The organism is Streptomyces sp. NPDC090741 (assembly GCF_044769045.1).
Classification (GTDB): Bacteria; Actinomycetota; Actinomycetes; order Streptomycetales; family Streptomycetaceae; genus Streptomyces.
Genome location: NZ_JBIVXF010000004.1, coordinates 1 through 26,116, shown reverse-complemented (window position 1 = coordinate 26,116; position 26,116 = coordinate 1). Strand labels below are relative to the sequence as shown.

Here is a 26,116-nt window from a genome sequence, read left to right as displayed (position 1 = left end):
GCCCTATGAGGGTCCCAAGTTAGCCCATCCGCGTCAGCACCCGCCCGACGCCCGAACGAGACGAGACCCACACCACTCGGCTCCTCCCGGGCGCCGTCCTACTCGGCGGTGTGGGTGACGCGTTCGGATTCGACGCGCTGGGTCAGGGCTTCCGCGGGGAGGCGGTCCAGGTTGCGGCACAGGACCACGGAGCCGCCCGTGGCCAGGGAGGCGAACAGGCCGGCCGAGAGGCCGTCCCACGTGTCGTAGCCCAGGCCGGACAGCAGCCGGGAGCCCGCGGTGAGGCCGCGCTTCGCCGCGTCCTCGCGGGCGCGGTCGACGAGCTGCGCGTGCGTGAACTCCTCGCCGCCGACGATCAGCGCCGGACCGTCGGCTTCCACCGGGACGAAGGGGGCGAAGCGGTCGCCCTGGCCCGGTACTTCCACCGCGTAGTCCGCGAACCCGGCGGGCGGCTGCGGGAAACGCCCGCCCAGCGGCCGCAGCGCGAGCGCCACGCGCTCGCCGTCGCACGCCAGGGCCTCCTCCAGCGTGTCCGGCCCGCTGACGACGAGATCGGCGTCGTCCGGGCGTCCGCCCACCGAGGCCACGACCCCGACCGAGTCACAGGCGAGCAGCCACACGGCGCTCTGCCAGTGCGCGGGGAGCAGCAGGGCGAGCCGGTCGCCGGGCTCGGCGCCCAGGTCGCCCTGGAGCAGATTGGCGGTCTTGGCCACCCAATTGGCGAAGGTGGCGACGGACAATTCGACGCGTTCGCCCGTGGCGTCGTCGTAGAACGTGACGAGCGGGCGGCCCGGATCGGCGGCGAGCGCGGATCGCAGCAGGTCGGCAGGGGTGCGGTCAGTGGCGTTCACCCGCCCCAGCCTACGCGGGCCCCTCGCCCGTACGGCGGGCATCGGCTCCTCCGTACGGGCGAGGGGCGCGCGGGCCGGATCGGACGGGCCGTCAGTTCTCCGATGGCGCTTCGTGGTGACTGTGCACAGCATCGCTTTCATGCGTGGATTCCTTGCTTCCTCGATCGGTGTCGCGACGGCTGCCGCCCTGACGGCCCTGCCGCTCGCGCTCTCCACTCCGGCCCTGGCCGCGCCTTCGCAGGGCGCGGCCGCCGCCCCAGTCGCCCCCGCCGGGTCCACCCAGTCGCTGCCGCTCGCCCCCCTGGGTCCCGCGGCCGACCGGTCGCCCGGCGTCCCCGGCATGAGCACCTCGCCACGGCTGCCCGAGACCCGGGGGCTGCCGCCGCGCGAGGTCAAGAGGTTCTCGCTGGTCGGCGTCGTCTGGGACGACGCGAGCACCCAGTTGTCCGGCCGGGTCCAGGTCCGCACCCGCGCGGTGGCGACCGGGACCTGGTCCGGCTGGCAGGACATCGAGACCCACAACAGCGAACACGCCCCCGACCTCGACACCCGGGAGAGCGGCTCCGGCCGGGTCCGCGGCAGCACCGCCCCGCTGTGGGTCGGCGACTCCGACGGCATCGAGGTCCGCGTCCAGGCGGAACCCGGAGCCGGAGCCCCGGCCCCGGCCACCCGCGCGGGCGCCCGGCTCCCGTCGGGCATGCGGATCGAACTCGTCGACCCGGGCGCGACGGACCCGGTGACGGTGGTCGACGCCAAGAACGGCGCGACAGGCACCGCCGACGAGCCCGAGGGCGACGACAAGGGCGACGTGGTGGCCCTGCCGGGCATGACCATGGAGACGGCGGAGTCCTCGTCCGCCAACGTCCCGCTGGCCGAGCTCGGCGCGAAGGAGATCACCGCGCTCGACAAGGCCGACTCCACCGCCGACGCCGTCCTCGCCAGCGAGGGCACCCTCAGCGCGGCGGCCCGCCCGTACATCGGCCCGCGACCGCGGATCGTGACGCGGCTGGGCTGGGGTGCGGACGAGTCCCTGCGCGAGCCGGGCTTCGTCTACACGAGCACGGTCAAGGCGGCCTTCGTCCACCACACCGCCTCCGGGAACAACTACGCCTGCAAGGACGCCCCGGCGGTGCTGCGCAGCCTGTACCGCTACCACGTGGTCAGCAGCGGCTGGCGCGACCTCGGCTACAACTTCGCCGTCGACAAGTGCGGCACGGTGTACGAGGGCCGGGCGGGCGGAGTCGCCAAGGCGGTGCTCGGCGCGCACACCATGGGGTTCAACACGGACAGCATGGGCGTCGCGGTGCTCGGCACGTACACGAGCACCAACCCGCCGGCGTCCGCGGTGAAGGCGGTGGCGCAGCTCACGGCGTGGAAGCTGGGGCTGTTCAACAGGGACCCGCGGGCGAAGACCACCCTGAAGTCGGGCGGCGGCAACCGCTTCAAGAAGGGCACGAGCGTCAAGCTGAACGTGATCTCGGGCCACCGCGACGGCTTCGCCACGGAATGCCCGGGCAAGCTCCTCTACGCGCAGCTCCCGCCCACCCGCACTTCGTCGGCGAAGCTCCAGGGCCGCCCTTAGGAGGTGTCCCGCAGGGCTACGCTCAAGGCATGGCCGGCCGCTTCGACCCCCTCACCCGCACCGCCGTCCGCGGCGGCCGCACCAGCGTGCCCGCACCCACCGCAGCCGGTGCGGTCACCACAGGCGCCCGGGCCCGGGAGTGGGCTCCCGGCCGGGGGGTCGATCTCGGGCTCACGCTCGGGCCCCTGCGGCGCGGCCCCGGCGACCCGACGTTCCGCACCACCCCCGACGGCTCCGTCTGGAAGACCAGCCGGACCCCCCAGGGCCCGGCCACCCTCCGCGTGGCCCTGAGCCCCCGTACCGGCACCGCCCACGCCGAGGCCTGGGGCCCCGGCGCCGAGTGGATGCTCGACGGCCTGCCCGCCCTCCTCGGCGAAGGCGACGACCCCGCCGCCTTCGTCCCCCGCCACCGCCTCGTGCACGCCAGCCACCGCCGCCGCCCCGGGCTGCGCCTCACCCGTACCGGCCTGGTCCTGGAGTCCCTGATCCCGACCGTCCTGGAGCAGAAGGTCACCACCGACGAGGCGTACCGCGCCTGGCGCCGCCTGGTGTGCCAGTACGGGGAGCCCGCCCCCGGCCCGGGCAACGGCCTCCCGCAGGGCCTGTACGTGATGCCCGACGCCCGGACCTGGGCGCTGATCCCCTCCTGGGACTGGCACAAGGCCGGCGTCGATGCCAAGCGCTCCGCCGCGATCATCCGGAGCGCCCGCGTCGCGAACCGCCTGGAGGAGGCCGCCGCGATGGAGCTCCCGCAGGCCGCCGCCCGGCTGGAGGCCGTCCCCGGCATCGGCCCGTGGACCTCCGCCGAGACGCTCCAGCGCAGCAACGGCGCCGCCGATGCCGTCACCACCGGCGACCTGCACCTGCCCGGCATCATCGGCTACGCCCTCGCCGGGAACCGGGACGCCGACGACGCCGAGATGCTGGAGCTGCTCGCCCCGTACGCCGGCCAGCGCCACCGTGCGGCCCGACTCGTCCTGCTCGCGGGCCACGTACCGCCTCGCCGTGCCCCGAAGATGCGCAAGACGGACATCGGAAAGCTCTGAACCGACCGGCGGACGGGCCGGTCAGCGGAGCTCGATGAAATCCTCCGCCGACCGGGCCGGCCGCTCCGCCGGAGCCGCCGCGGCATGGCCCACCGCCACCGCCCCCATCGGATCCCAGCCCTCCGGCAGCCCGAGCACCTTGCGCACCACGTCCCGGCAGAACATCGTCGAGGACACCCACGCCGAGCCCAGCCGCTCCCCGGCCAGCGCGACCAGGAAGTTCTGCACGCCCGCGCCCATCGCGACCACGAACATCTCCCGCTCCGCCGCATCGCGCCGGGCGTGCCCGTAGTCGTGCGCCCCGTCCGTCACCATGCACGGGACGACCAGGTACGGGGCGGCTCGCAGCACGTCACCCCGCCGGACCCGCTTCGCGATGGACTCCTCGGACTTGCCGTCCCGCCGCAGGTCCTCGACCCAGGCGTCACGCATCGCGTCCAGCAGCTCCAGCCGCGCCCCGGCCGACTCCAGCAGGACGAACCGCCACGGCGTCGTGTGGTGCGGAGCCGGGGCCGTCACCGCCGCGGCCACCGCGCGGCGGACCGCGCCCGCGTCCACCGGCTCGTCCGTGAAGGCCCGTACGGTACGCCGCTGCGTCACGGCTTCCCGTACCGCCTCCGAGGTGCCCAGCCGGAACATGTCGTCGGCCGGCGCGCGCACCAGGTCGGCCGCCGTCGATCCCTCGCCGAGTACGTGCCCCAGCCCGCGTACGACGGCCACCGGCAGCCCGGTCGCCTTGCCCTTGACCAGGTCCCCGGCCGCGGCCAGCTCGTCCGCCGTCGCCACTATCGTCGCGCTCAGCGGATTGCCGTGGGCGTCCGTACCGCCGCGCAGGTCGTCCAGGACCCGCACCCCGGCCGAGCCGATCGCCATGTCCGTGAGCCCGGAGCGCCAGGGCCGTCCGAAGGTGTCGGTCACGATGACGCCGACGTCTACGGACAGCAGCTCCCGCAGCCCGGCGCGGATCGCGGCGGCCGAGGCGTCGGGGTCCTCGGGCAGCAGCAGCACGGTGCCCGGCTCGGTGTTCGAGGCGTCGACGCCGGCCGCCGCCATGACGAGCCCCTGCCGGTTCTCGACGATCCGCAGGGCGCCCCGGCGCGCGACGACCCGTACGGTCTCGGCGTCGATGGCGTCCTCGCGGGACTCGGCGTGGACGACCCGGCCCTCGGCCTTGGAGACGATCTTCGAAGTGACCAGCAGGACGTCCCCGTCCCGCAGTGCGGGACCGGCCGCCGCGATCAGCCGCGCGAGGTCGTCGCCGGGGCGGACCTCCGGGATCCCGGCGACGGCGCGCACCTCGTACGAGGGAACGGCGGGTGCGGCGGGGACTCTCACCGGGAGGCCTCCGCCAGCGCCAGCGCGGCCCGGGCCATCTCGGTGGTGGCGGCCAGGTCGGTCATCATCAGCGGCACCGCGCGGCAGGCGATCCCGGCGGCCTCCACCTCGGCGACCGCGTCGGCGTCGGCGGTGTCCACGAGCCAGCCGTCGAGCAGTTCGGCGCCGTAGTGCCGGGCGACGGCCGCGGCGGTGGATTCGACGCCGACGGCGGCGAGCACCTTGTCGGCCATCCCGCGCACGGGCGCGCCCCCGACGATGGGGGAGAGGCCGACGACGGGCGCCTCGGCGGCGGCCACGGCCTCGCGGATGCCGGGCACGGCGAGGATGGTGCCGATCGAGACGACCGGGTTGGACGGGGGGAAGACGATCAGGTCGGCGGCCGCGATGGCCTCCAGTACGCCGGGCGCGGGCTTGGCCTGCTCGGCGCCGACGGGTACGACGGCCTCGGCGTCGAGCGAGGCGCGCAGCCGGACCCAGTACTCCTGGAAGTGGATGACGCGGCGCTCGCCGGACTCGGGGTCGGTCACCGCGACGTGCGTCTCGACGCGGTCGTCGGACATGGGGAGCAGCCGGACCCCGGGCTGCCAGCGGTCGCAGAGCGCTTCGGTGACGGCGCTCAGCGGGTAGCCCGCGCCGAGCATCTGCGTACGGACGATGTGGGTGGCGAAGTCGCGGTCGCCGAGGCCGAACCATTCCGGTCCGACCCCGTACGCCGCGAGCTCCTCCTTGACGGTGAAGGACTCGTCGGTGCGGCCCCAGCCCTGGTCCTCGTTGATGCCACCGCCGAGGGTGTACATCACCGTGTCCAGATCGGGGCACACCTTCAGCCCGAACAGGTGAATGTCGTCACCGGTGTTGCCGATGACCGTGATGTCCGCGTCGGGGACGGCGGCCGCCAGGCCGCGCAGGAAACGGGCGCCGCCGATGCCGCCGGCCAGAACAACAATGCGCATGCGGACAGTCTGTCAGTCAGCCGCGCGGGATCAGACGGAGAGGGCCTCGGACCGGGCCGGGGAGCAGCTGTGCATCGGCATCTCGGTCAGGCCCGGGAAGTAGACGTGGAGGCTGACGGCTCCGTCGAGGGTGTCGTTGACGACCTCGTGGGCGTAGCCGGGGGCGAAGACGCGCTGGGCGCCGGAGGCGAGGGTGAGCGGTCCGCGCGGGCCGTGCTCGGTGAGCTCGCCGTCGAGGACGGTCATGACGCCGGAGGAGGCGCCGTGGTCGTGGCGGCCGCTGCCCTGGCCGGGGACCCAGCTGAGCAGCCAGACCTCGTAGCCGATGGGGGTACCCCCTGTTCGAGCGGAGTCGAGACCTTGGGGGACTGTGCGCAGCCGGTGGTACCAGCGGGTGGTGGCGTCGTACTCGACCAGGTGTTCCCACTCGGCGCGGTTCGCGGCGATGGAGCGGGCGAGGCCGACGAACTCGGCGACGGTGGCCGGGTGTTCGCGGGCGGGCTGGAGGAGGTGCTGGACGGAGAGGATGTCGCCGGCGATCTGGAGGTCGCTCTCGACGGTGACGGGAGCGGTGCGGGGGGCGGTGAGGGGGGTGCTGAGCGGCGTGCTGTTCATCGTGGGGGTGTCCTCGACGGATGTCAGTCGTGCTGGCGGTCGCTGTGGGGGTGGCCGGAGCTCAAGGGAGCCGAAGCTCCGAGGGCATCAACAGCTGCAACAGCAACAGCGAACCTGGACAGCACTCAGAAACCCACGAATGGGGGTCCGGGTGGCGGCCGAGGTCACTGACATGGGGACAAGGAGACCGGGTCGAGGGCCCGACTGTCAACCCAATGCCACGTATGGCCGCAAAAGTTTCATCTGATCCGGTTGCCGTGCTGGGAGAAAGGTTTGTGCAAACCGATGGAGGGGAGGTGGCGCTCCACATCCCGCCGTTGCCACACCGGCCCGGCCCAAACCCGACGCGCCGCTCCGTGATCGAAATGTGATCTGCGCCGCTTCTTTGGCTTGATCGCAACCGCACTGCGGAGTGACACGTCGATTGCGGGTGAACACGAGGCCTGTGGGGCACCCGTTGCATGTGTCACGATTTTTGGCGATATGAACACTTTCTGCATACGCTTGGTTCCGCAGAGTGAATAAGGGGCCCAATAGCAGACCTCGGCTTGACTGCCCGGGAGCGGCCCACTTGTAATTTCACTCGTGTCGTTACGTAGCGATGAGTAACGGCAACACCACGGGGACGCACAGACAGAGCGAGGGGCGCACATGACCGAGCTGTTTCAGGAACTGCTGGTCGAGGAGGCGGACGAAGAGCTCGGATGGCAGGAGCGCGCTCTGTGCGCCCAGACCGACCCCGAGTCCTTCTTTCCCGAGAAGGGCGGCTCCACCCGCGAGGCCAAGAAGGTCTGCCTCGCCTGCGAAGTCCGCTCCGAATGCCTTGAGTACGCACTCGCCAACGACGAGCGATTCGGCATCTGGGGCGGCCTCTCCGAGCGCGAACGCCGACGGCTGAAAAAAGCCGCCGTCTGAGCACGCAGCGCAACACGGCGCAACGCACGGCAACGCACGGCAACGCACGGCGGCACACAGAACAACGCGCGGCACGCAGTACAGAACACCGCGCCGAACATCGCGCAGAACAGAGCAACGAGCAGAGCAAACGGTCCGCCTCCTGCACCTTCCCCGCAGGAGGCGGACCGCTGTGTTTCAAGCCGTTAGTGTGGGGCGCTGTCCAGCAGCCTCCGGGAGCACACCACCCCCGGATCCACTCCCCGGACCGCGTCCGGGGGGACCCCCAGGCCGGAGGGCCAGTAGAGCGATGTCCCTGCACAGCCAGTCGACGGCCTCCCACCAGGCTGCCGCCACACCCGAGTTCCCCCGGCACGTCGTCACCGCGGTCCTCGTCGCCCACGACGGCGCCCGCTGGCTGCCCAAAACGCTCGCCGGCCTCCTCGGCCAGGAACGCCCCGCCCAGAACCACATCGCCGCCGACACCGGCAGCGCCGACGACTCCGCGCGCCTGCTCGGCGAGGCCCTCGGCGAGGACCGCGTCCTCCACCTCGCCCGCCGCACCGGCTTCGGCGCCGCCGTCGACGAAGCCACCCGCAGCGCCGGCACCCTGACACCCGAGGACCTCCCGTACCTCAAGCGCCCCAGCGGCTGGGACCCCGTCAGCCGCACCTGGCGCGACGACGCCTACGACCTCCCCGACCTCCCCCACGGCGAACCCGTCCAGTGGCTCTGGCTGCTCCACGACGACAGCGCCCCCGAGCCCGACGCCCTCACCGAACTGCTCCGCGTCGCCGACGAGAACCCCGACGCCGCCGTCATCGGCCCCAAGCTGCGCGGCTGGTACGACAAGAAGCAGCTCCTCGAAGCCGGCGTCACCATCGCCCGCAGCGGCCGCCGCTGGACCGGCCTCGACCGCCGCGAACAGGACCAGGGCCAGCACGACCAGGTCCGCCCCGTCCTGTCCGTCTCCACCGCCGGCATGCTCGTACGCCGCGACGTGTACGAAGCCCTCGGCGGCTTCGACCGCCGCCTGCCGCTCATGCGCGACGACGTCGACCTCTGCTGGCGCGCCCAGAGCGCCGGCCACACCGTCCTCGTCGCCCCCGACGCCGTCCTGCGCCACGCCGAGGCCGCCGCCCGCGAGCGCCGCACCGTCGACTGCGCCGGACGTACGAGCTCCAGCCCGCACCGCGTCGACAAGGCCGGAGCCGTCTACACGGTCCTCGCCAACAGCTCCGGCCGCGCCCTGCCGTACGTCCTGCTGCGCCTGCTCGTCGGCACCGTGCTCCGCACCCTCGCCTACCTCATCGGCAAGGCCCCCGGCCAGGCCGTCGACGAGATCACCGGCCTCCTCGCCACCCTGCTGCGCCCCGGCCGGATCCTCGGCGCCCGCCGCAGACGCGGCCGCCCCGCCGTCCCCGCCAAGGAACTGCGCCCCCTGTTCCCGCCCCCGGGCGCGAGTGTGCGGGCCAACGCCGAACAGCTCGCCGGCTACTTCGGCGCCGACCGCGACACCGACACGGCCGCCGTCGGCCGGCACGGCGGAGCCGTCGAATCCGGCCCCGGCGGCGACGACGCCGACTACCTGGAGATCGAACAGTTCGCGCGCCTCAAGCGGATCGCCCGCAACCCCGCGCCCGTCCTCTTCGCCCTCCTCCTGCTCGTCTCCGTCATCGCCTGCCGCGCCCTGCTCGGCGGCGGCTCCCTCATGGGCGGCGCCCTCCTGCCCGCCCCCGACAGCGGACTCGCCCTCTGGCGGGCCTACACCGACGACTGGCAGCCCGTCGCCGCCGGCTCCACCGCCGGAGCGCCCCCCTACCTCGCCGTCCTCGGCGCCTTCGCCACCCTGCTGTTCGGATCCACCAGCGCCGCGCTGACCCTGCTGCTCGTCTGCTCGGTCCCGCTCGCCGGGCTCACCGCGTACTTCGCCTCCCGGCCGCTCGTCGAATCCCGGCTGCTGCGCGCCTGGGCCGCCGTCGCCTACGCCTTCCTGCCCGCCGTCACCGGCGCCCTGGCCGGCGGCCGCCTCGGCACCGCCGTCCTCGCGATCCTGCTACCGCTCATCGCCCGCTCGGCCGTCGCCGCCTTCGCCTTCGGCGGAGCCGAAGGCGAGCGGGCCGGCTGGCGCCCGGTGTGGACGTACACCCTCCTGCTGACCCTGGCCACCGCCTTCACCCCCGTCGTCTGGCCCCTCGCCGCCGCCCTCGGGACCGCCGCCCTGGTCCTGCGCCGCGCCGAGTGGAAGGCGTACGGCCTGCGGCTGCTCGCCACCCTCGCCGTCCCGCTCCTCGTGCTCGCCCCCTGGTCGCTGAGCCTGCTCACGCACCCCGCCCGGCTCCTTCGCGAGGCCGGCCTGCCGTACGGATCGGGCTCGGCCACCGCCCTTGACCTGCTCGGCATCAGCCCCGGCGGCCCCCGGACCGCCGGCGGCCTGCTGCTCATCGGCGTCGTGCTCGCCGCCCTGGCGGCCCTGCTGCGCGGCGAGCGGCAGTTCGCCGTACGCACCGCCTGGGCCGCCGCCCTCGCCGCGCTGCTGCTGGCCGTCGTCGTCAACCGCACCGGCTGGGCCGGGCCCGCCACCCTCGTCTACGGACTGGCCCTGCTCGCCGCCGCCGTCGTCGGCGCCGACGGCGCCAAGGAGCGGGTCGCCGCCAGCAGCTTCGGCTGGCGCCAGCCGCTCGCCGCGCTGATCGCGCTCGCCGCGGCCGCCGGCCCGCTGCTCGGCGCGGCCGGCTGGATGATCAGCGGCGCCGACGGCCCGCTGGAGCGGCGCGACCCCGTCCAGGTCCCCGCGTTCGTCGCCGAGGAGAGCGGCACCCGCGACCAGGCCCGCACCCTCGTCCTCGGCGGCACCTCGCCCGCCACCGTCTCCTACACCCTGGTCCGCGGCTCCGGCGGCCGCCTCGGCGACGCCGAACTCGCCGCCGCGGCCGGCAGCAGCCCCCAGCTCGACAAGGTCGTCTCCAGCCTCGTCGCGGGCTCCGGGGCCGACCAGAGCGACCAGCTCAGCGGGTTCGCGATCCGCTACATCCTGGTCCGCGACGGCGCCCCGCAGCAGATGCGCAAGGTCCTCGACGCCACCCCGGGCCTCAGCCGCCTCAGCCAGCTCGACGGCAGCGCCCTGTGGCGGGTGGACCGCCAGGTCGCCCGCGCCGCCATCGTCTCCGGCAAGCCGGGCGAGGCGCCGATCCCGGTCGCCTCCGGCCCCGTCGAGGTCCACACCAAGATCCCGGCGGCCGAGGCGGGCGGTGCCGGTCGCGTGCTGCGCATCGCCGACCGGGCGGCCCCCGGCTGGCAGGCCACCCTCGACGGCAAGCCCCTCAAGCCCAAGACCCTCGACGGCTGGGCCCAGGGCTTCGAACTGCCCGCCGCCGGCGGCCGCCTCGACCTCGTCCACGCGGACGCGTTCACCAGGACCGCCTGGCACTGGGCCCAGGGCCTGCTCGCGCTCGTCCTGCTCGTGATGGCCCTGCCGGGCCGCCGGGCGCGCCTGGACGACGACCTGCCGGAGGAGGAGGCCGAGGCCGCCGAGCGCTCCGCCGCGGGCGAGGCCGGCGAGGGCCGCCGGGCCCGCCGGCTGCGCGCGGAGGCGCAGCCGGCGCCGGCCGCGCCGGCCGCCGCGGAGGAGCCCTCGGGCGCGGTCGCCGACCCGTACGCGCAGATCCCGGCGCAGCCGGTGTACGGGGAGGACGCCTACGCGTACCAGGCGTACGGCGACCAGGGCTACGCGTACGAGCAGCAGCCCCAGCAGCCCCAGCAGCCGTACGTCCCGGCGCCCGCCCAGGCCCCCGGGTACGAGCAGTACCCGTACCCGCAGCAGGGCTACGAAGACCCTCAGCAGGGCTACGAAGACCCGCAGGCGTACCCGCAGCAGCAGCCCCAGCAGCCGTACCCCTACCCGCCGTACGAGCAGCCGTACGACACCTACGGACAGCACGAGCCGCGTCCGGACGGGAGCCCCCAGCAGTGAAGCAGCGCGCACCCCTGACGCTGGCGGCGGTGGCCGCGGCCCTGGCGGCCGTCACCGGCGTCGGCTACCTCACCGCCCCCGCCGCCCCGGCCGCCGACGCCAAGCCGGCGGCCGCCGCCCGGATGCCGGTGGAGCGCTCCGCGCTGGTCTGCCCGGCGCCCAGCTCCTCGGACATCGCGGAGACCACGTACACGGCGGTCACCCCCGGCGCGGCCGGCGCAGCGGGCAAGGGCGCGGCCCGCCTCCTCGGCGCGACCAAGGAGGCCAAGCCGGTGCTGGAGCTCAAGGAGCGCGGCAAGCCCGCCGGGGCGAGCGCCTCCGGCGCCGGGGCGCCCGCTCTGACGGGCGTCGCCGACGGGATCCTGGCCCCCGGCTGGACCGCGCAGCAGACCACGAAGGTCACGGTCGGCCGGGCGCGCGGAGTCCTGGGCCTCGGCTGCACCACGCCCGGCACCGACTTCTGGTTCCCCGGCGCGAGCACGGCCAAGGGGCGCGAGGACTACGTGCACCTCACCAACCCGGACGACACCGCGGCCGTGATCGACATCAAGATGTTCGGCCCGGACGGGGCGGTCAAGTCCGACGGCGGCACCGGCGAGAACATCCGGATCGACCCCAAGTCCACCAAGGCCGTCTCGCTGGCCTCCCTGGCCCCCGGCATGCAGCTCGCGGACGTCACCGCCCATGTGACGACCCGTGCGGGCCGCGTCGGCGCCTCCGTGCAGGTCGGCGAGGAGGGGGTGGGCGCCGACTGGCTGCCGGCCTCCGCCGATCCGGCGGGCTCGCTGGTGCTGCCCGGGATCCCGGCGGACGCCACCTCCGTACGGCTGGTGGCCTTCGCGCCGGGCGAGGAGGACGCGGACCTCACCCTCAAGCTGGCCGGGCCGAACGGCTCGATCAGCCCGGCGGACAACGAGCAGCTGCACCTCAAGGGCGGTATGACCGTGGGCGTCGACCTCAAGGACGTGACCCGCGGCGAGGCGGGCTCGCTGGTGCTGGTCCCGGCGAACGCCAAGAAGGCCGTACCGGTGGTGGCCGCCGTACGCGTGGTCCGCGGCAGCGGCGCCAAGCAGGAGCTGGGCTTCGTCCCGGCGACCGGGCCGGTCGGGACGCGGGCCACGGCCGCCGACAACCGGGCCGACGAGAACGCGACGGTGCTCTCGCTGACGGTGGCGGGAGGCACGGACGCGAAGGTCAAGGTGACGGCCTCGGCGGGCACGGAGGCCGGGGAGCCTGCCTCGAAGGAGTTCACGGTCAAGGCGGGCACGACGCAGGCGGTGTCGCTGGCCCCGGCGGGGGCCAAGGGCGCCTACGCGCTGACGATCGAGACGGTCTCCGGCGGGCCCGTGTACGCGGCCCGGACGCTGACCCTGCCGCACGAGGGGATCTCGATGTTCACGATCCAGCCGCTGTCGGACGACCACGCGATGGTCTCGGTCCCCAAGGCCGCCCAGGACCTCACGGTCCTGACCGACTAGCGACCCGTACGAGAGGTACGGCCGGACCGCCCGTCAGTCCTGGCCGTACCGCGGGTCCACCGTCTCCGGGGACAGCCCCAGCAGCTCCGCCACCTGCTCCACCACGATCTCGTGCACCAGCAGCGCCCGCTCGTCCCGGCTCTTCGTCCGGATCTCCACCGGCCGCCGGAACACCACGACCCGCGGCGGCCGCCCCTGGCCGTCCGCCTCCGACAGCGCCCCGAGCGGCACCGCCTCGTCGTTCCAGCCGGCGTCCGGACCGCCGGGCGGCCCCGGCACGTCCGCGACCACGAACTCCACCTCCGCCAGCTGAGGGAAGCGCCGCTCCAGCCGCTCGACCGAATCCCGTACGAGGTCCCCGAACAGCTCCGCCCGGCTCGCCGACAACGGCACCTGCGGCGGGGCCAGCGGCCCCCGCATCCCCCGCCCGTGCCGGTCGCGGCGGCGCGGCCGCGGCTCGGCGGGAGGCTCGGCGGAGCGGGGCGGACTGGGGGGCAGGGGGCTGTCGGTCACCCCCGCAGCGTAGCCCTCGCGGTCCCTCCCACCCGGGCGTTTCCGGACCCGCCGCGCCCCTCCGCAGGCACGACACGGGGGAGTGGGCCGGGGGAGAGTCGTCGCGGCCCGGTCAAGAGTGCGGTACCGTCCAACGTCGTGAGCCTTGTACGTCGCTGTTCGCGCACCGCGTGCGGCCGCCCTGCCGTCGCGACACTGACGTACGTCTACGCCGATTCGACCGCAGTCCTCGGCCCGCTCGCCACCTACGCGGAACCCCACTGCTACGACCTGTGCGCCGAGCACTCCGAGCGCCTGACCGCCCCGCGCGGCTGGGACGTCGTGCGCCTGACCGACGGGTCCGCGCCCTCCCGCCCGAGCGGCGACGACCTCGAAGCGCTGGCCAACGCCGTCCGCGAGGCGGCCCGTCCGCACGACCGCGCCGCCCAGGCCGGCGGATCCGGCCCGGGCAGCGGCAGCGGCACCGGGGAGACGCGCCGCGGACACCTGCGCGTCCTTCGTTCGCCCGACTCCTGACATCACATGGTCTGAAAAGCCACTCCGCGTGCAGGTAGGTTTGCTCCACCGCACAGCACCTCAGGAGGGCAGGCAGTGGCCGCAGATCTTTCGAACATCGTCAAGGCGTACGACGTACGTGGTGTCGTGCCCGACGAGTGGGACGAGTCACTGGCCGAACTGTTCGGGGCTGCCTTCGTCGAGGTCACCGGCGCGACGGCGATCGTCGTCGGCCACGACATGCGGCCCTCCTCGCCGGCCCTGTCCGACGCCTTCGCGCGCGGCGCCGCCGCCTGCGGAGTGGACGTCACCCTGATCGGGCTGTGCTCCACCGACCAGCTGTACTACGCCTCCGGCACGCTGGACCTGCCCGGCGCGATGTTCACGGCCTCGCACAACCCGGCCCGCTACAACGGCATCAAGCTCTGCCGGGCCGGCGCCGCCCCGGTCGGCCAGGACTCCGGCCTCGCCACCGTCCGCGAGCTCGTCGAGCAGTGGTCCGAGCAGGGCGCCCCGACCGTCGCCGAAGGCACCGCCCCCGGCACGATCACCGAGCAGGACACCCTCGCCGGCTACGCCGACCACCTCAAGGGCCTGGTCGACCTCAGTGCCATCCGCCCGCTCAAGGTCGTCGTCGACGCGGGCAACGGCATGGGCGGCCACACCGTCCCGACCGTGTTCGAGGGGCTGCCGCTGGACGTCGTCCCGATGTACTTCGAGCTCGACGGCACCTTCCCCAACCACGAGGCCAACCCCCTCGACCCGAAGAACATCGTCGACCTCCAGGCCCGCGTGAAGGCCGAGGGCGCCGACCTCGGCCTCGCCTTCGACGGCGACGCCGACCGCTGCTTCGTCGTCGACGAGCGCGGCGAGGGCGTCTCCCCGTCCGCAGTCACCGCCCTCGTCGCGGCCCGCGAGCTGGCCCGCAACGGCGGTACCGGCACGGTGATCCACAACCTGATCACCTCCTGGTCCGTCCCCGAGGTCGTCCGCGAGCACGGCGGCACCCCCGTCCGCACCCGCGTCGGCCACTCCTTCATCAAGGAGCAGATGGCCAGGTCCGGCGCCATCTTCGGCGGCGAGCACTCGGCGCACTACTACTTCAAGGACTTCTGGAACGCGGACACCGGCATGCTCGCCGCGCTCCACGTCCTCGCGGCCCTCGGCGGCCAGGACGGCCCGCTCTCCGAGCTGGTCTCCTCGTACGACCGCTACGCGGGCTCCGGCGAGATCAACTCCACCGTCGCCGACCAGGCAGGCCGGCTCGCCGCCGTCAAGGCCGCGTACGGCTCCGCCGAGGGCATCACCCTCGACGAGCTCGACGGCCTGACCGCGAGCTCCGCCGACTGGTGGTTCAACCTGCGCGCCTCCAACACCGAGCCGCTGCTGCGCCTCAACGTCGAGGCCCGTGACCCCGAGACCCTCGCCAAGGTCCGCGACGAGGTCCTCGCCCTCGTCCGGGCATGAACGCCCTGTCACGGCCGGGCCGCGCGACGTGCGGCCCGGCGGTACGCTGACCTCGCCCAATCCGCATGTTCGAAGGGAACCGCCCCATGCCGCTCGAAGCCGGCCTTCTGGAGATCCTCGCCTGCCCCGCCTGCCACTCGCCCCTTGAGGACAAGTCGGCCGACGAAGCGGCTCCCGAGCTGATCTGCACCGGCCAGGACTGCGGCCTCGCCTACCCGGTCCGCGACGGCATCCCGGTCCTCCTCGTCGACGAGGCCCGCCGCCCCGCCTGAGGCCGCCACCCCGGGCCGTGGGTCCCGGGCCGCACAGGCATCAAGGGGCGCCCGTCGCAGCGCCGGGCGCCCGAGCAACCGAGTCGCCCGCCCTTCTGATATCAGCCGGAGGCCGCAATGCTCGACGAGTCGCTCCTCGACGCACCGGACGAGCTCGCCCGCGCCGACCGCCGCGGCCTGCTCCGAGGCGCCGCCGAGGTCGGCGCCAGAGTCCGCACCGCGGCCCGGCACGCGACCGAGGCGGGCCTCGCCGACCTGCGCCCCGACGGCCGGCCCCGCGCCGTCCTCATCGCCGGGTCCGGTACCGCCGCCACCGGAGTCGCCGACCTGCTCGGCGCCCTCGCCGGAGCCTCCGCACCCGTCACCCGACTGCACCCCACCGGCGTCGCCCACGCCGCGGGCGCCCTGCGCTGGGCGCTGCCCGGCTGGGCCGGCTCCGTCGACCTGCTGCTCCTCGCCACCACCGACGGCTCCGAGCCCGGGCTCGCCCTCCTCGCCGAGCAGGCCTACCGGCGCGGCTGCACCGTCGTCGCCGTCGCGCCCGAGCGGTCCCCGCTGAGCGAGGCCGTGGACGGCGCGCACGGGCTCCTCGTACCGATGGCCAAGGCCCCGTACCAGGAGTACGACGAGTCGGCCGCGGCCGGACCCGGCGCCCTGTGGGCCCTGCTGACCCCGCTGCTCGTGCTCCTCGACAGGGTCGGGCTGATCACCGCCGCCCCCGAGACCCTGCAGCGCGTCGCCGACCGGCTCGACCGCACCGCCGAGCGCTGCGGACCGGCCATCGCCACGTACTCCAACCCGGCCAAGACCCTCGCCGCCGAGCTCGCCGACACCCTCCCGCTCATCTGGAGCGAGGGCGTCGGCGCCGGACCCGCCGGCCGCCGCTTCGCCGCCACCCTCGCCGAACTCGCCGGCCGCCCCGCACTGGCCGCCGACCTGCCGGAAGCACTGCCCGCCCACGGGGTCCTGCTCGCCGGCTCCTTCGCCGCCGGCGCCGACCCCGAAGACTTCTTCCGTGACCGGGTGGAGGAGCCCCAGGCCCTCCGTGCCCGCATCGTCCTGCTGCGCGACCGGCCCACGGGCGGCCTCACCGCCGCCCCGGCCGCGCGCGAGCTCGCCCTCAGCCACGACACGGCCATCAGCGAGCTCGAACCAGAGGAAGGCAGCGAACTGGAACAGCTCGCCGAACTCCTCGCCGTCACGGACTTCGCCACCGCCTACCTGGCGCTGGCGACCAGGGGACACGGCTGAGCACACCACCGTGCCGGCCCTTCATCCAGGAAGACGGACGAAGATGGACCGCCTGACGAACACGATCCGCCCCTACGCCTGGGGATCGACCACCGCGATCCCAGGGCTCCTCGGCGTCGAACCCACCGGGGAGCCCCAGGCCGAGATGTGGATGGGAGCCCACCCCGGCGCCCCCTCCCGCCTCGACCGCGGCGCCGGCGAGACCACCCTCGCGGACGTCATCGACGCCGACCCCGAGCGCGAGCTCGGCGCGGCCGCCGTCACCAAGTTCGGCCCCCGGCTGCCCTTCCTCCTCAAACTCCTCGCGGCCGGCGCCCCGCTGTCCCTCCAGGTCCACCCCGACCTGGAGCAGGCCGAGGCGGGCTACGCCGACGAGGAGGACCGCGGGATCCCGGCCGGCGCGGCCCACCGCAACTACAAGGACCCCAACCACAAGCCCGAGCTGATCTGCGCGCTCACCCCCTTCGACGGCCTGTGCGGGTTCCGCCCGCCGCTGGAGGCCGCCGAACTGCTCGAAGGCCTCGGGGTGGACTCGCTCAAGCCGTACGCCGACCTGCTGCGGGCCCACCCCGAGGAGGCGGCCCTGCGCGAGATGCTCACGGCCGTACTGACCGCGGACCGCACCGAGATGGCCCGTACGGTCGCCGAGGCGGGCGCCGCGATCGAGCGGCTCGGGGGCCCGTACGCGCCGTACGCCCCGCTCGTCCACCACTACCCGGGCGACCCGGGCGTGATCGCGGCCATGCTCCTCAACCACGTACGACTCCAGCCCGGCGAGGCGATGTTCCTCGGCGCCGGCGTCCCGCACGCCTACCTCGACGGCCTCGGTGTGGAGCTGCTGGCCAACTCCGACAACGTGCTGCGCGCCGGACTCACCCCCAAACACGTGGACGTGCCCGAACTCCTGAAGATCGTGCGGTTCGAGCCCGGCGACCCGGCCGTACAGCGCCCCGAGGGCAACGGCGAGGAGGTCTACGAGACCCCCATCGACGAATTCCGGCTCTCCCGCTTCGCCCTGGCCCCCGGCGCCGCCCCCCACCTCCTGCCGGACACCGCCCCGCAGATCCTGCTCTGCACGGCGGGCCGCCCGAAGGCCGGGGAAGTGACGCTGTCGCCCGGGGAGTCGGTCTTCGTCCCGGCCGGCGAAAAGGTCGAACTGTCCGGTATCGGCACTGTTTTCCGTGCCACCGTGTCGGTCTGACGTGGCGTCCGCCGCTACGGCTGCAACAATGTGCCGCCGTAGCGCGGCGCCCCGGGCAGGGGCGCCGTACCGAGGAAGGGACTCCGGAAACCCATGAGCGCGTCGGGCGGTACCAGGGCGATCGTGGCGGCACTCGCCGCCAACCTCGCCATCGCTGTAGCCAAGTTCGTGGCCTTCGTCTTCAGCGGCTCGTCGTCGATGCTCGCGGAAAGCGTCCACTCGCTGGCCGACTCCGGGAACCAGGGGCTGCTGCTGCTCGGCGGGAAGAAGGCCCAGCGCGAGGCGACGCCGCAACACCCCTTCGGATACGGGCGCGAGCGCTACATCTACGCCTTCCTCGTCTCCATCGTGCTCTTCACCGTCGGCGGCATGTTCGCCATCTACGAGGGCATCGAGAAGGTCAACCACCCGCACCCCATCGAGGCCTGGTACTGGCCGATCGGCGTGCTCGTCTTCGCCGTCATCGCCGAGAGCTTCTCCTTCCGCACAGCGATCAAGGAGTCGAACGAGATCCGCGGCAGCCTCACGTGGACCCAGTTCATCAGGCGCGCCAAGGCCCCCGAGCTGCCGGTGGTCCTGCTGGAGGACTTCGGCGCACTCGTCGGCCTGGTCCTCGCCCTCGGCGGCGTCGGCCTCGCGATCGCGACCGGCGACGGCGTCTGGGACGGCATCGGCACCCTCTGCATCGGCACCCTGCTGCTCGTCATCGCGGTCGTGCTGGCCGCGGAGACCAAGTCCCTGCTGCTCGGCGAGGCCGCGGGCACGGAGGACATCGAGAAGATCAAGGCCGCGCTCGTCGACGGCGACGTCGTCACCCGCGTCATCCACATGCGCACCCTGCACCTCGGCCCGGAGGAGCTCCTGGTCGCCGCGAAGATCGCCGTCGAGGGCGACGACACCGCGACGCAGGTGGCGGACGCGATCAACGCCGCCGAGGCCCGGATCCGCGAGGCGGTCCCGATCGCCCGCGTGATCTACCTGGAGCCGGACATCTACAAGGCGGAAGCCGCCGCGAAGGGCTGACGCGGTACCCGCACACGTACGAAGGCCCCCGCCGCGCGCAGACCGCGCCCGGCGGGGGCCTTTCTCCGTACGGGGTGGGCCGGCTACCGGATCTCGCGGAGCACGTCCAAGGCCGCCGGGCCGTCCGGGGCCGACTGCAGCCGCTCCCGGAAGTCCGCGTCCATGAGCCCCCGCGACAGCAGCGCCAGGATCCGCAGGTGTTCGTCACCGGCCGCCGCCTCCGGCACCGAGATCATGAAGACCAGCCGGGCCCTCGTCCCGTCCAGCGAGCCCCATTCGATGCCCGCCTCGGACCGGGCGAAGCCCACCGTCGGCCGGGACACCGCGTCCGTCTTGGCGTGCGGGATGGCGATGGACTCGCCGAGACCCGTCGTGCCCTGAGCCTCGCGGGCGAGGGCGACCCGTACGAGCTCGTCCACGTCCCGTACGTTGCCGGTCGTGGCCAGCATCTCGGCCATCTCGCGGATGGCCGCCTCCTTCGAGCCGGAGGCCAGCTCGGTCTTCACGGTCTGCGCGGTGAGGTACCCGGAGAGCACCTCGGGCGCACCGGCGGGAGCGGCGGCAGGGGCGCCAGGGGCGCCGGCGACTGCCGTCGCGGTACGGGTACCCGCGCCCGCGCCCGCACCGACCCCCACGAGCACCTGCTCCGGGACACCGACGGCCACGGGCGCCACGGCGGCGGCCCCGCCCCGGCGCGCCTTGAGGTCGATGAGGGCGTTGGTGGTCAGCGCGGTGACGACGGTGCCGGCCGCGATGGCGATCAGGAACCCGGCCCAGCCGCTGACGGCGCCCAGCGCGGCCACGACCGGACCGCCGTGCGGCACGTGGTCGCCCACGCCCGCCACACCGGCGATCGCACCGGCCACCGCGCCACCGAGCATGTTCGCCGGGATGACGATCGCCGGCCGCGCCGCCGCGAACGGGATCGCGCCCTCCGAGATGCCGAACATCCCCATGAACAGCGCCGCCATGCCGGTCTCGCGCTCCTGGTCGGAGTACAGCTTGCGGCGCAGCAGCGTCGCCAGGCCCTGGCCCAGCGGCATGACCGGAATGGCCGCCGCGCACATGCCCATGACCGCGTAGTTCCCGGAGGCGATGAGCCCCGTACCGAAGAGGAACGCCGTCTTGTTGACCGGGCCGCCCATGTCGAAGGCGATCATCAGGCCGAGGATCGCGCCGAGCAGGATCGCGCTGCTCCCCGTCATGCCGGACAGCCAGCTCGTCAGGTTTTCGAACACCCAGGAGATCGGCTTGCCGATGACGTAGACGAAGAACAGGCCCAGCGTCGTCGTCGCGACGATCGGGATCACGATGATCGGCATGATCGGCTGAACGACCTTGGGGACCTTGACCTTCTTGATCCACAGGACCAGGCAACCGGCCAGGAAACCCGTCACGATGGCGCCGATGAACCCCGCGCCCGCCTTCGAGTCGTACAGCGACCCGGTGTTCGCGATGAAACCACCGATCATGCCGGGCACGAGGGCCGGCCGGTCGCCGATGGCGTACGCGATGTAGCCGGACAGAATCGGGATCATCAGCTGGAAGCCGATGCCGCCGATGGCGTTCACATGGGCCCAGAAGGTGCCTTCGGGGATCACGTACCCCTCGGCCGTCGCGTGCCCGCCGAGTGCGAGCGAGATGGCGATCAGCAGACCGCCGACGACGACGAACGGGATCATGTACGAGACGCCGTTCATCAGCGCCTTGTACGCGAGGCTGCGTTCTCCGCCGCCGCCGCCGCCACTACCACCGCCCGCACCCGCCGCGGTCCCGCTCTGCACCGGCGCGCTCTGCACGCGCTCGATCAGCTCCTCCGGCCGGTGGACGCCGTCGGCGACTCCGGTGGACAGCACCCGCTTGCCGGCGAACCGCTCGCGGTCGACCTCCTTGTCGGCGGCGATGATGATGCCGTCCGCCTCTCTGACATCGTTGTCAGTGAGCACGTTCTCGGCCCCGATGGAGCCCTGGGTCTCCACCTTCATGTCGACGCCGAGGCGGGCGGCGGCCTGCTGGAGCTTCTCCGCGGCCATGTACGTGTGCGCGATCCCGGTGGGGCACGCGGTGACGGCGAGCAGCTTCAGGCGCCCGCGCCCGTTCGCGGTCCCGCCACCGGGAGAGTCGGCCGGAGTGGTCACTGCAATCTCCTTCACGCGCGTACGAACGATCCTCCGGCATCGTCCAACACGTAAGGGTCCGATCAAAAGACCGAAAGGCCTGGATCCAGTCGGCCGGACGGCCCCGGTTTCGCGGTGGGATCTTCCCCGGCCCACTGGGGCGAGCTCGGCCGATCGGTGTAGATTCGTCATCAGTGTCAGGCGTCGCTGCTGATGGCGGTCGGGCGGTCCTCGCGACCGGCCGAGGGGAGAGAGGACCCCCGACGGACTGAGCGCCCGGTGCACCGCCCCCACAGGCGATGCGCGGCTCAGCCGTACCCACCCTCTCGACCCATGAGGAGCAGCACCCATGGACTTCAAGGTCGCCGACCTTTCCCTCGCCGCCTTCGGCCGCAAGGAGATCACCCTCGCCGAGCACGAGATGCCCGGCCTGATGTCGATCCGCGGCGAGTACGCCGCGGCCCAGCCGCTGGCCGGCGCCCGCATCACCGGCTCGCTGCACATGACGGTGCAGACGGCCGTCCTGATCGAGACGCTGGTCGCCCTCGGCGCCGACGTCCGCTGGGCCTCCTGCAACATCTTCTCCACCCAGGACCACGCGGCCGCCGCCATCGCAGTCGGCCCGAACGGCACCCCGGAGAACCCGCAGGGCGTCCCCGTCTTCGCCTGGAAGGGCGAGACGCTGGAGGAGTACTGGTGGTGCACGGAGCAGGCGCTGACCTGGCCGAACACCCCCACCGGCGGCCCGAACATGATCCTCGACGACGGTGGTGACGCCACCCTCCTCGTCCACAAGGGCGTCGAGTTCGAGAAGGCCGGCTCCGCCCCGGACCCGTCCACGGCGGACTCCGAGGAGTACGGCTACATCCTCACGCTGCTGAACCGCACCCTCGGCGAGACCCCGCAGAAGTGGACGCAGCTCGCGTCCGAGATCCGCGGCGTCACCGAGGAGACCACCACCGGTGTCCACCGCCTGTACGAGATGATGGCCGAGGGCACCCTGCTCTTCCCGGCGATCAACGTCAACGACGCCGTCACGAAGTCGAAGTTCGACAACAAGTACGGCTGCCGCCACTCCCTCATCGACGGCATCAACCGCGCCACCGACGTCCTCATCGGCGGCAAGGTCGCGGTCGTCTTCGGCTACGGCGACGTCGGCAAGGGCTGCGCCGAGTCGCTGCGCGGCCAGGGCGCCCGCGTCATCGTCACCGAGATCGACCCGATCTGCGCGCTCCAGGCGGCCATGGACGGCTTCCAGGTCGCGACGCTGGACGACGTCGTCGAGACGGCCGACATCTTCATCACGACCACGGGCAACAAGGACATCATCATGGCCGGGGACATGGCCAAGATGAAGCACCAGGCGATCGTGGGCAACATCGGTCACTTCGACAACGAGATCGACATGGCCGGCCTGGCCAAGGTCGAGGGCATCGTCAAGGACGAGGTCAAGCCGCAGGTCCACACCTGGAAGTTCCCCGACGGAAAGGTCCTGATCGTCCTCTCCGAGGGCCGTCTGCTGAACCTGGGCAACGCGACCGGCCACCCGTCGTTCGTGATGTCGAACTCCTTCGCGGACCAGACCCTGGCCCAGATCGAGCTCTTCACCAAGCCCTCGGAGTACCCGACCGACGTCTACGTGCTGCCCAAGCACCTCGACGAAAAGGTCGCCCGCCTCCACCTCGACGCCCTGGGCGTCAGGCTCACGACGCTCCGCCCGGAGCAGGCCGACTACATCGGCGTCAAGGTCGAGGGCCCGTACAAGCCGGACCACTACCGCTACTGATCCCCGGCTGATCCCCGCGGATCCACAGCACCGAGCAGGCCCCCGGCACGTACGCCGGGGGCCTGCCCCATGAGCACGACCCGTACGACCCCGTACGACGTACGCAAGGACGGCACCCCATGCCCCGCGGCCGCTACTCGCTCCACGACCCGCACGACCACACGCCCCTCGGCGAGGAGCACTTCCACTGCGCGCCCGGCCCCTCCGGCTGGCGCTACGTCTCCCAGCTCACCGGCCCGGACGGCGACCACCGCGGCTCGGTCGACCTCGCCATCGACGAACTCGGCCGCCCGATCCGCCTCGAAGCGAACGCTTCGAGCTGGCAAGTCCGCGGCGCCGCCATCGACGGGGTCACCTGGGTACGCTCCGACCCCGCCGGAACCGAGGCCACCGAGGGCAACGTCCCCGCCGCGGGCTTCACCGGCACCTCGCCCGCCTTCCTCGTCGCGACGGCCCGCCTGCTGCGGCTGACCCCCGGCGCCCCCGCGACCCGGGTCCGGCTCGTCGCGCTCACCGACCCGGTGCTGGCGCCCCGTACGGTCGACCAGGCCTGGGCGCTGCGGGGGCGGGCCGAGCACGCGACGGACAGCGGACCGCTCGTGGTGGACGAATACCAGGTCACCGCCCTGGACACGGGCGAGGTCCACACGGTCCACATCGCCGGGGACGTCGTCCTGGCCGCCCCGGGCATCGAGCTGGAGCACCTGGAGACCCCGCCCTCGACCTTCGAGGACGAGCAGGCTTAGGCCGGCGGAACGAACCCGGTCCGCCGTACGGGCTCCACGGGCGCGACAGGCGCAACAGGCGCGGCCGGAGCGGTGGGAGCGGTCGGCGGGACGACGGCAGGCGCAGCCGCCGGCACGACGGGCATCACCGGCATGACGGGCGGGACGGGCGCGAAGGGCGCGACGGGCGGAGCGTACGAAGGCGCGCCCGGACCGAAGGCGCGGGCCGCATCCCGGGCCTGCCGTTCGTGCACCACCGCCATCAGGAACGCGGCGGCGGGCACCCCCACCGGCGCCGGCGCTCCCGTACGCGCCACCAGATCGTCGGCGAGCCGCACCGCCATGGCGGCGCCCACCTGCGGGTCCAACTGGTTCATCCGCGTCAGGTACTGCCTTATCGCCAGCCACAGCCCGTCCGGTACGGCCGACAGGTCCAGCCCGGAGAACCGCCCGGCCAGCCACGGCGGCGGCGCGGGCACCGGCATCACCCGCGCCCCCGGCACCCGCTCCCGTATGACCAGCGCCCCCGCGAACACGTCCCCCAGCCGCCGACCCCGCGCCGAGACGAGCGAAGCGATGCAGGCGACGGCCCCGAAGGTCCCCAGCAGTTCCACGACCCCCATCGCCCCGCGCACCAGCGCGTGCCGGAACCGGATCGGCCCGCCGTCGTCGCGCACGACGCGCAGCCCGCAGGCGAGCTTGCCGAGCGAACGCCCGTGGGACAGCGTCTCCACCGAGATCGGCACGCCGACCAGCACCAGGACGAAGCTCGCCACCGCCACCGCGGCCTGCGCGGCCGGATCCAGCGAGGCGGTCGCGAGCGTCAGCCCGATCGAGATGAGCAGGTACCCGGTGAGGTACACGAGCAGGTCGAGGAAGATCGCCAGCGCCCGGCTCGGCAGCCTCGCCGGCCGCAACCCCAGGACGACCGCGTCCCCCGTCACCAGATCGCTCACCCTGCACACCTTTCCCGTGACCGGACCCGCCCCTTGGTCATCCAGTCTGCCAAGCTGACCACGGTAGAAGTAAGCAGAAGCAGAAGCAGATCAGGGTCCTGGGGCAGGGGAGCGGTAACCGGATGGATCTCGACGTCTTCGTGACGGCCCACCGGGCCGAATGGGACCGCCTGGAACAGCTGCTCGGCCGCGGCCGCAGGCTGACCGGCGCCGAGGCGGACGAACTGGTCGCGCTCTACCAGCGGGCCTCCACACACCTCTCGCTGATCCAGTCCAGCACCCCGGACCCGATGCTCACGGGCCGCCTGACCCAGCTCGTCGCCCGCGCCCGCGCCACCGTGACGGGCGCCCGCCGCGCAGGCTGGCGCGACGCGGCCCGCTTCTTCACCGCGGGCTTCCCGGCCGCCGTGTACCGCAGCCGCCGCTGGTGGATACCGACGGCGCTGATCTCCACGGCGGTCGGCATCCTCCTCGGCTGGTGGATAGCCACGCACCCGGAGGTCCAGGGCGCCATCGCGGCACCGGAGGACCTGAAGGCGCTCACGAAGCCGGGTGGCGGGTACGAGACGTACTACTTCAGCAACCCGGCGGGCTCCTTCGCCGCCCAGGTCTGGACGAACAACGCCCAGGCGGCCGCGATCTGCCTGGTCCTGGGCGCGTTCCTGGGGATACCGGTGCTCTGGATCCTCTTCGTGAACATGCTCAACCTCGGCACGGGCATCGGCCTGATGGCCTCGGCGGGCCGCCTCGACGTCTTCCTCGGCCTGATCCTGCCGCACGGCCTGCTCGAACTGACCGCCGTCTTCGTGGCGGCGGGCACCGGCCTGCGCCTCGGCTGGACGGTCATCGACCCGGGCCCGCGCACCCGCCGCGCCGCCCTCGCCGAGCAGGGCCGGGCCGCGCTGGGCATGGCGATCGGCCTGGCGGTGGTCCTGTTCGTATCGGGCCTGATCGAGGGCTTCGTGACCCCGTCCGGCCTCCCGACCTGGGCCCGCATCACGATCGGCGTCGCCGCCGAGGCCCTGTTCCTGGCGTACGTCTACGTCCTGGGCGGCCGGGCCGCGCGCGCCGGCGAGGTGGGGGACGTGGAAGCCGCAGACCAGACGGCCACGCTGCCGACGGCGGCCTGATGTGCATCGGACCCCGTTCAGCTGCTAGTCTCCTGGTCGTCCCGCAGCGACTGTTGACACCGTCGCCGTGGGGAGGTAGATTCGAACGGTTGCCTCGAACTGGACAAGTTCGGCAGCGATGGTTTAAAGTCTCTCTCGCCCCCGACGGAATTGAATTCCTGTGGGGCACAGTCGACTCCTCATTCAGGAATCCGAAGCCGGGAAATCCGGTGGAAAACTTCTGATAGAGTCGGAATCGCCGGAAAGGGAAAACGCGAAAGCGAAGACCCCGGAAAGCAAGCGGAAAAGCGGAACTGACTCTGATAGAGTCGGAAACGCAAGAACGAAGAACGAAAGCCCGGAGGAAAGCCCGAGAGGGTGAGTACAAAGGAAGCGTCCGTTCCTTGAGAACTCAACAGCGTGCCAAAAATCAACGCCAAAAGTTGATACCCCGTCCACTTCGGTGGATGA

At 73.0% G+C, this 26,116-nt stretch carries 22 protein-coding genes; 14 read left to right on the top strand and 8 right to left on the bottom strand.

Annotation, left to right across the window (positions count from 1 at the left end; translation table 11 throughout):
* Positions 1 to 98: 98 nt before the first annotated feature.
* Positions 99 to 851, bottom strand: a complete 753-nt coding sequence (locus ACIQU4_RS12250) for a TIGR03089 family protein (RefSeq protein ID WP_403728591.1) — start codon at positions 849 to 851, stop codon at positions 99 to 101.
* 139 nt (positions 852 to 990) lie between these two features.
* On the opposite strand from ACIQU4_RS12250, the gene ACIQU4_RS12245 reads away from it, so the two are divergent.
* Both ACIQU4_RS12245 and ACIQU4_RS12240 read left to right on the top strand, forming a co-directional pair.
* Entirely contained in the window at positions 991 to 2,433 is a 1,443-nt protein-coding gene (locus ACIQU4_RS12245; RefSeq protein WP_403728590.1) for a peptidoglycan recognition protein, read from the top strand.
* 29 nt (positions 2,434 to 2,462) lie between these two features.
* Complete coding sequence (locus ACIQU4_RS12240) at positions 2,463 to 3,479, top strand: DNA-3-methyladenine glycosylase family protein (protein ID WP_403728589.1); 1,017 nt, start codon at positions 2,463 to 2,465, stop codon at positions 3,477 to 3,479.
* Positions 3,480 to 3,500: 21 nt separating this feature from the next.
* Here the strand turns inward: ACIQU4_RS12240 and ACIQU4_RS12235 are convergent, their stop codons facing one another.
* Genes ACIQU4_RS12235 through ACIQU4_RS12225 form a run of 3 tightly spaced genes read right to left on the bottom strand, consistent with a single transcriptional unit; the run spans position 3,501 to position 6,385 of the window.
* The gene (locus tag ACIQU4_RS12235) at positions 3,501 to 4,814 is read right to left on the bottom strand and encodes a coenzyme F420-0:L-glutamate ligase (protein ID WP_403728587.1); all 1,314 of its coding nucleotides are present in this window, start codon (positions 4,812 to 4,814) and stop codon (positions 3,501 to 3,503) included.
* Positions 4,811 to 5,770 (bottom strand): 2-phospho-L-lactate transferase, encoded by a 960-nt coding sequence (gene cofD, locus ACIQU4_RS12230; RefSeq protein WP_403728586.1) that lies wholly within the window; start codon positions 5,768 to 5,770, stop codon positions 4,811 to 4,813. Before cofD ends, ACIQU4_RS12235 begins: the two co-directional genes overlap by 4 nt.
* A 30-nt stretch (positions 5,771 to 5,800) precedes the next feature.
* Positions 5,801 to 6,385: a cysteine dioxygenase gene (locus ACIQU4_RS12225; protein ID WP_403728584.1), complete on the bottom strand. Its 585-nt coding sequence runs from the start codon at positions 6,383 to 6,385 to the stop codon at positions 5,801 to 5,803.
* Positions 6,386 to 7,036: 651 nt separating this feature from the next.
* On the opposite strand from ACIQU4_RS12225, the gene ACIQU4_RS12220 reads away from it, so the two are divergent.
* The 3 genes from ACIQU4_RS12220 (at position 7,037) to ACIQU4_RS12210 (ending at position 12,730) form a co-directional block, all read left to right on the top strand.
* Positions 7,037 to 7,300 carry a WhiB family transcriptional regulator gene (locus ACIQU4_RS12220; RefSeq protein ID WP_003983763.1) on the top strand — a complete coding sequence of 88 codons (264 nt, stop codon included), beginning with the start codon at positions 7,037 to 7,039 and terminating at the stop codon, positions 7,298 to 7,300.
* Between the two features lie 289 nt (positions 7,301 to 7,589).
* Positions 7,590 to 11,252: a glycosyltransferase family 2 protein gene (locus ACIQU4_RS12215; protein WP_403728582.1), complete on the top strand. Its 3,663-nt coding sequence runs from the start codon at positions 7,590 to 7,592 to the stop codon at positions 11,250 to 11,252.
* Positions 11,249 to 12,730, top strand: a complete 1,482-nt coding sequence (locus ACIQU4_RS12210) for a DUF5719 family protein (RefSeq protein WP_403728580.1) — start codon at positions 11,249 to 11,251, stop codon at positions 12,728 to 12,730. Before ACIQU4_RS12215 ends, ACIQU4_RS12210 begins: the two co-directional genes overlap by 4 nt.
* Positions 12,731 to 12,763: 33 nt before the next feature.
* On the opposite strand, the gene ACIQU4_RS12205 is transcribed toward ACIQU4_RS12210, so the two are convergent.
* Positions 12,764 to 13,243 (bottom strand): metallopeptidase family protein, encoded by a 480-nt coding sequence (locus ACIQU4_RS12205; protein ID WP_403728578.1) that lies wholly within the window; start codon positions 13,241 to 13,243, stop codon positions 12,764 to 12,766.
* A gap of 138 nt (positions 13,244 to 13,381) precedes the next feature.
* On the opposite strand from ACIQU4_RS12205, the gene ACIQU4_RS12200 reads away from it, so the two are divergent.
* The 6 genes from ACIQU4_RS12200 (at position 13,382) to ACIQU4_RS12175 (ending at position 18,952) form a co-directional block, all read left to right on the top strand.
* Positions 13,382 to 13,759 carry a DUF3499 domain-containing protein gene (locus tag ACIQU4_RS12200; RefSeq protein WP_403728576.1) on the top strand — a complete coding sequence of 126 codons (378 nt, stop codon included), beginning with the start codon at positions 13,382 to 13,384 and terminating at the stop codon, positions 13,757 to 13,759.
* Positions 13,760 to 13,834: 75 nt separating this feature from the next.
* Positions 13,835 to 15,205 carry a phosphomannomutase/phosphoglucomutase gene (locus tag ACIQU4_RS12195; RefSeq protein WP_403728575.1) on the top strand — a complete coding sequence of 457 codons (1,371 nt, stop codon included), beginning with the start codon at positions 13,835 to 13,837 and terminating at the stop codon, positions 15,203 to 15,205.
* A gap of 86 nt (positions 15,206 to 15,291) precedes the next feature.
* Entirely contained in the window at positions 15,292 to 15,477 is a 186-nt protein-coding gene (locus ACIQU4_RS12190; protein ID WP_030156407.1) for a Trm112 family protein, read from the top strand.
* A gap of 117 nt (positions 15,478 to 15,594) precedes the next feature.
* A complete protein-coding gene (locus ACIQU4_RS12185) occupies positions 15,595 to 16,728 on the top strand; it encodes an SIS domain-containing protein (protein WP_403728573.1) in 1,134 nt (377 codons plus the stop codon).
* 43 nt (positions 16,729 to 16,771) lie between these two features.
* Positions 16,772 to 17,929, top strand: a complete 1,158-nt coding sequence (gene manA, locus ACIQU4_RS12180) for a mannose-6-phosphate isomerase, class I (RefSeq protein WP_403728572.1) — start codon at positions 16,772 to 16,774, stop codon at positions 17,927 to 17,929.
* Positions 17,930 to 18,022: 93 nt separating this feature from the next.
* Entirely contained in the window at positions 18,023 to 18,952 is a 930-nt protein-coding gene (locus ACIQU4_RS12175) for a cation diffusion facilitator family transporter (protein ID WP_403728571.1), read from the top strand.
* Positions 18,953 to 19,035: 83 nt separating this feature from the next.
* Here the strand turns inward: ACIQU4_RS12175 and ACIQU4_RS12170 are convergent, their stop codons facing one another.
* On the bottom strand, positions 19,036 to 21,090 hold the full coding sequence (locus ACIQU4_RS12170) for a fructose-specific PTS transporter subunit EIIC (protein WP_403728569.1): 2,055 nt from the start codon (positions 21,088 to 21,090) through the stop codon (positions 19,036 to 19,038).
* Between the two features lie 328 nt (positions 21,091 to 21,418).
* On the opposite strand from ACIQU4_RS12170, the gene ahcY reads away from it, so the two are divergent.
* A complete protein-coding gene (gene ahcY, locus ACIQU4_RS12165; RefSeq protein WP_403728567.1) occupies positions 21,419 to 22,855 on the top strand; it encodes an adenosylhomocysteinase in 1,437 nt (478 codons plus the stop codon).
* 119 nt (positions 22,856 to 22,974) lie between these two features.
* On the top strand, positions 22,975 to 23,601 hold the full coding sequence (locus ACIQU4_RS12160) for a hypothetical protein (RefSeq protein WP_403728565.1): 627 nt from the start codon (positions 22,975 to 22,977) through the stop codon (positions 23,599 to 23,601).
* Here ACIQU4_RS12160 and ACIQU4_RS12155 read toward each other — a convergent pair.
* The gene (locus tag ACIQU4_RS12155; protein ID WP_403728564.1) at positions 23,598 to 24,536 is read right to left on the bottom strand and encodes an RDD family protein; all 939 of its coding nucleotides are present in this window, start codon (positions 24,534 to 24,536) and stop codon (positions 23,598 to 23,600) included. The genes ACIQU4_RS12160 and ACIQU4_RS12155 overlap by 4 nt on opposite strands.
* Positions 24,537 to 24,658: 122 nt before the next feature.
* Between ACIQU4_RS12155 and ACIQU4_RS12150 the strand changes: the two genes are divergently transcribed.
* Positions 24,659 to 25,666, top strand: a complete 1,008-nt coding sequence (locus ACIQU4_RS12150) for a stage II sporulation protein M (protein WP_403728562.1) — start codon at positions 24,659 to 24,661, stop codon at positions 25,664 to 25,666.
* 179 nt (positions 25,667 to 25,845) lie between these two features.
* On the opposite strand, the gene ACIQU4_RS12145 is transcribed toward ACIQU4_RS12150, so the two are convergent.
* Positions 25,846 to 26,116 (bottom strand): hypothetical protein (locus ACIQU4_RS12145; protein ID WP_403728560.1); only part of this gene is annotated, 271 nt, incomplete at its 5' end.

Excerpts from the sequence above, each read along its gene's own strand:
- ACIQU4_RS12240 (WP_403728589.1), top strand. The coding sequence starts at position 2,463 with ATGGCCGGCCGCTTCGACCCCCTCACCCGCACCGCCGTCCGCGGCGGC.
- ACIQU4_RS12185 (WP_403728573.1), top strand. The coding sequence starts at position 15,595 with ATGCTCGACGAGTCGCTCCTCGACGCACCGGACGAGCTCGCCCGCGCC.
- ACIQU4_RS12225 (WP_403728584.1), bottom strand. The coding sequence starts at position 6,385 with ATGAACAGCACGCCGCTCAGCACCCCCCTCACCGCCCCCCGCACCGCT.
- ACIQU4_RS12215 (WP_403728582.1), top strand. The coding sequence starts at position 7,590 with ATGTCCCTGCACAGCCAGTCGACGGCCTCCCACCAGGCTGCCGCCACA.
- ahcY (WP_403728567.1), top strand. The coding sequence starts at position 21,419 with ATGGACTTCAAGGTCGCCGACCTTTCCCTCGCCGCCTTCGGCCGCAAG.
- ACIQU4_RS12150 (WP_403728562.1), top strand. The coding sequence starts at position 24,659 with ATGGATCTCGACGTCTTCGTGACGGCCCACCGGGCCGAATGGGACCGC.
- ACIQU4_RS12175 (WP_403728571.1), top strand. The coding sequence starts at position 18,023 with ATGAGCGCGTCGGGCGGTACCAGGGCGATCGTGGCGGCACTCGCCGCC.
- ACIQU4_RS12160 (WP_403728565.1), top strand. The coding sequence starts at position 22,975 with ATGCCCCGCGGCCGCTACTCGCTCCACGACCCGCACGACCACACGCCC.
- manA (WP_403728572.1), top strand. The coding sequence starts at position 16,772 with ATGGACCGCCTGACGAACACGATCCGCCCCTACGCCTGGGGATCGACC.
- ACIQU4_RS12220 (WP_003983763.1), top strand. The coding sequence starts at position 7,037 with ATGACCGAGCTGTTTCAGGAACTGCTGGTCGAGGAGGCGGACGAAGAG.
- ACIQU4_RS12190 (WP_030156407.1), top strand. The coding sequence starts at position 15,292 with ATGCCGCTCGAAGCCGGCCTTCTGGAGATCCTCGCCTGCCCCGCCTGC.
- cofD (WP_403728586.1), bottom strand. The coding sequence starts at position 5,770 with ATGCGCATTGTTGTTCTGGCCGGCGGCATCGGCGGCGCCCGTTTCCTG.
- ACIQU4_RS12245 (WP_403728590.1), top strand. The coding sequence starts at position 991 with ATGCGTGGATTCCTTGCTTCCTCGATCGGTGTCGCGACGGCTGCCGCC.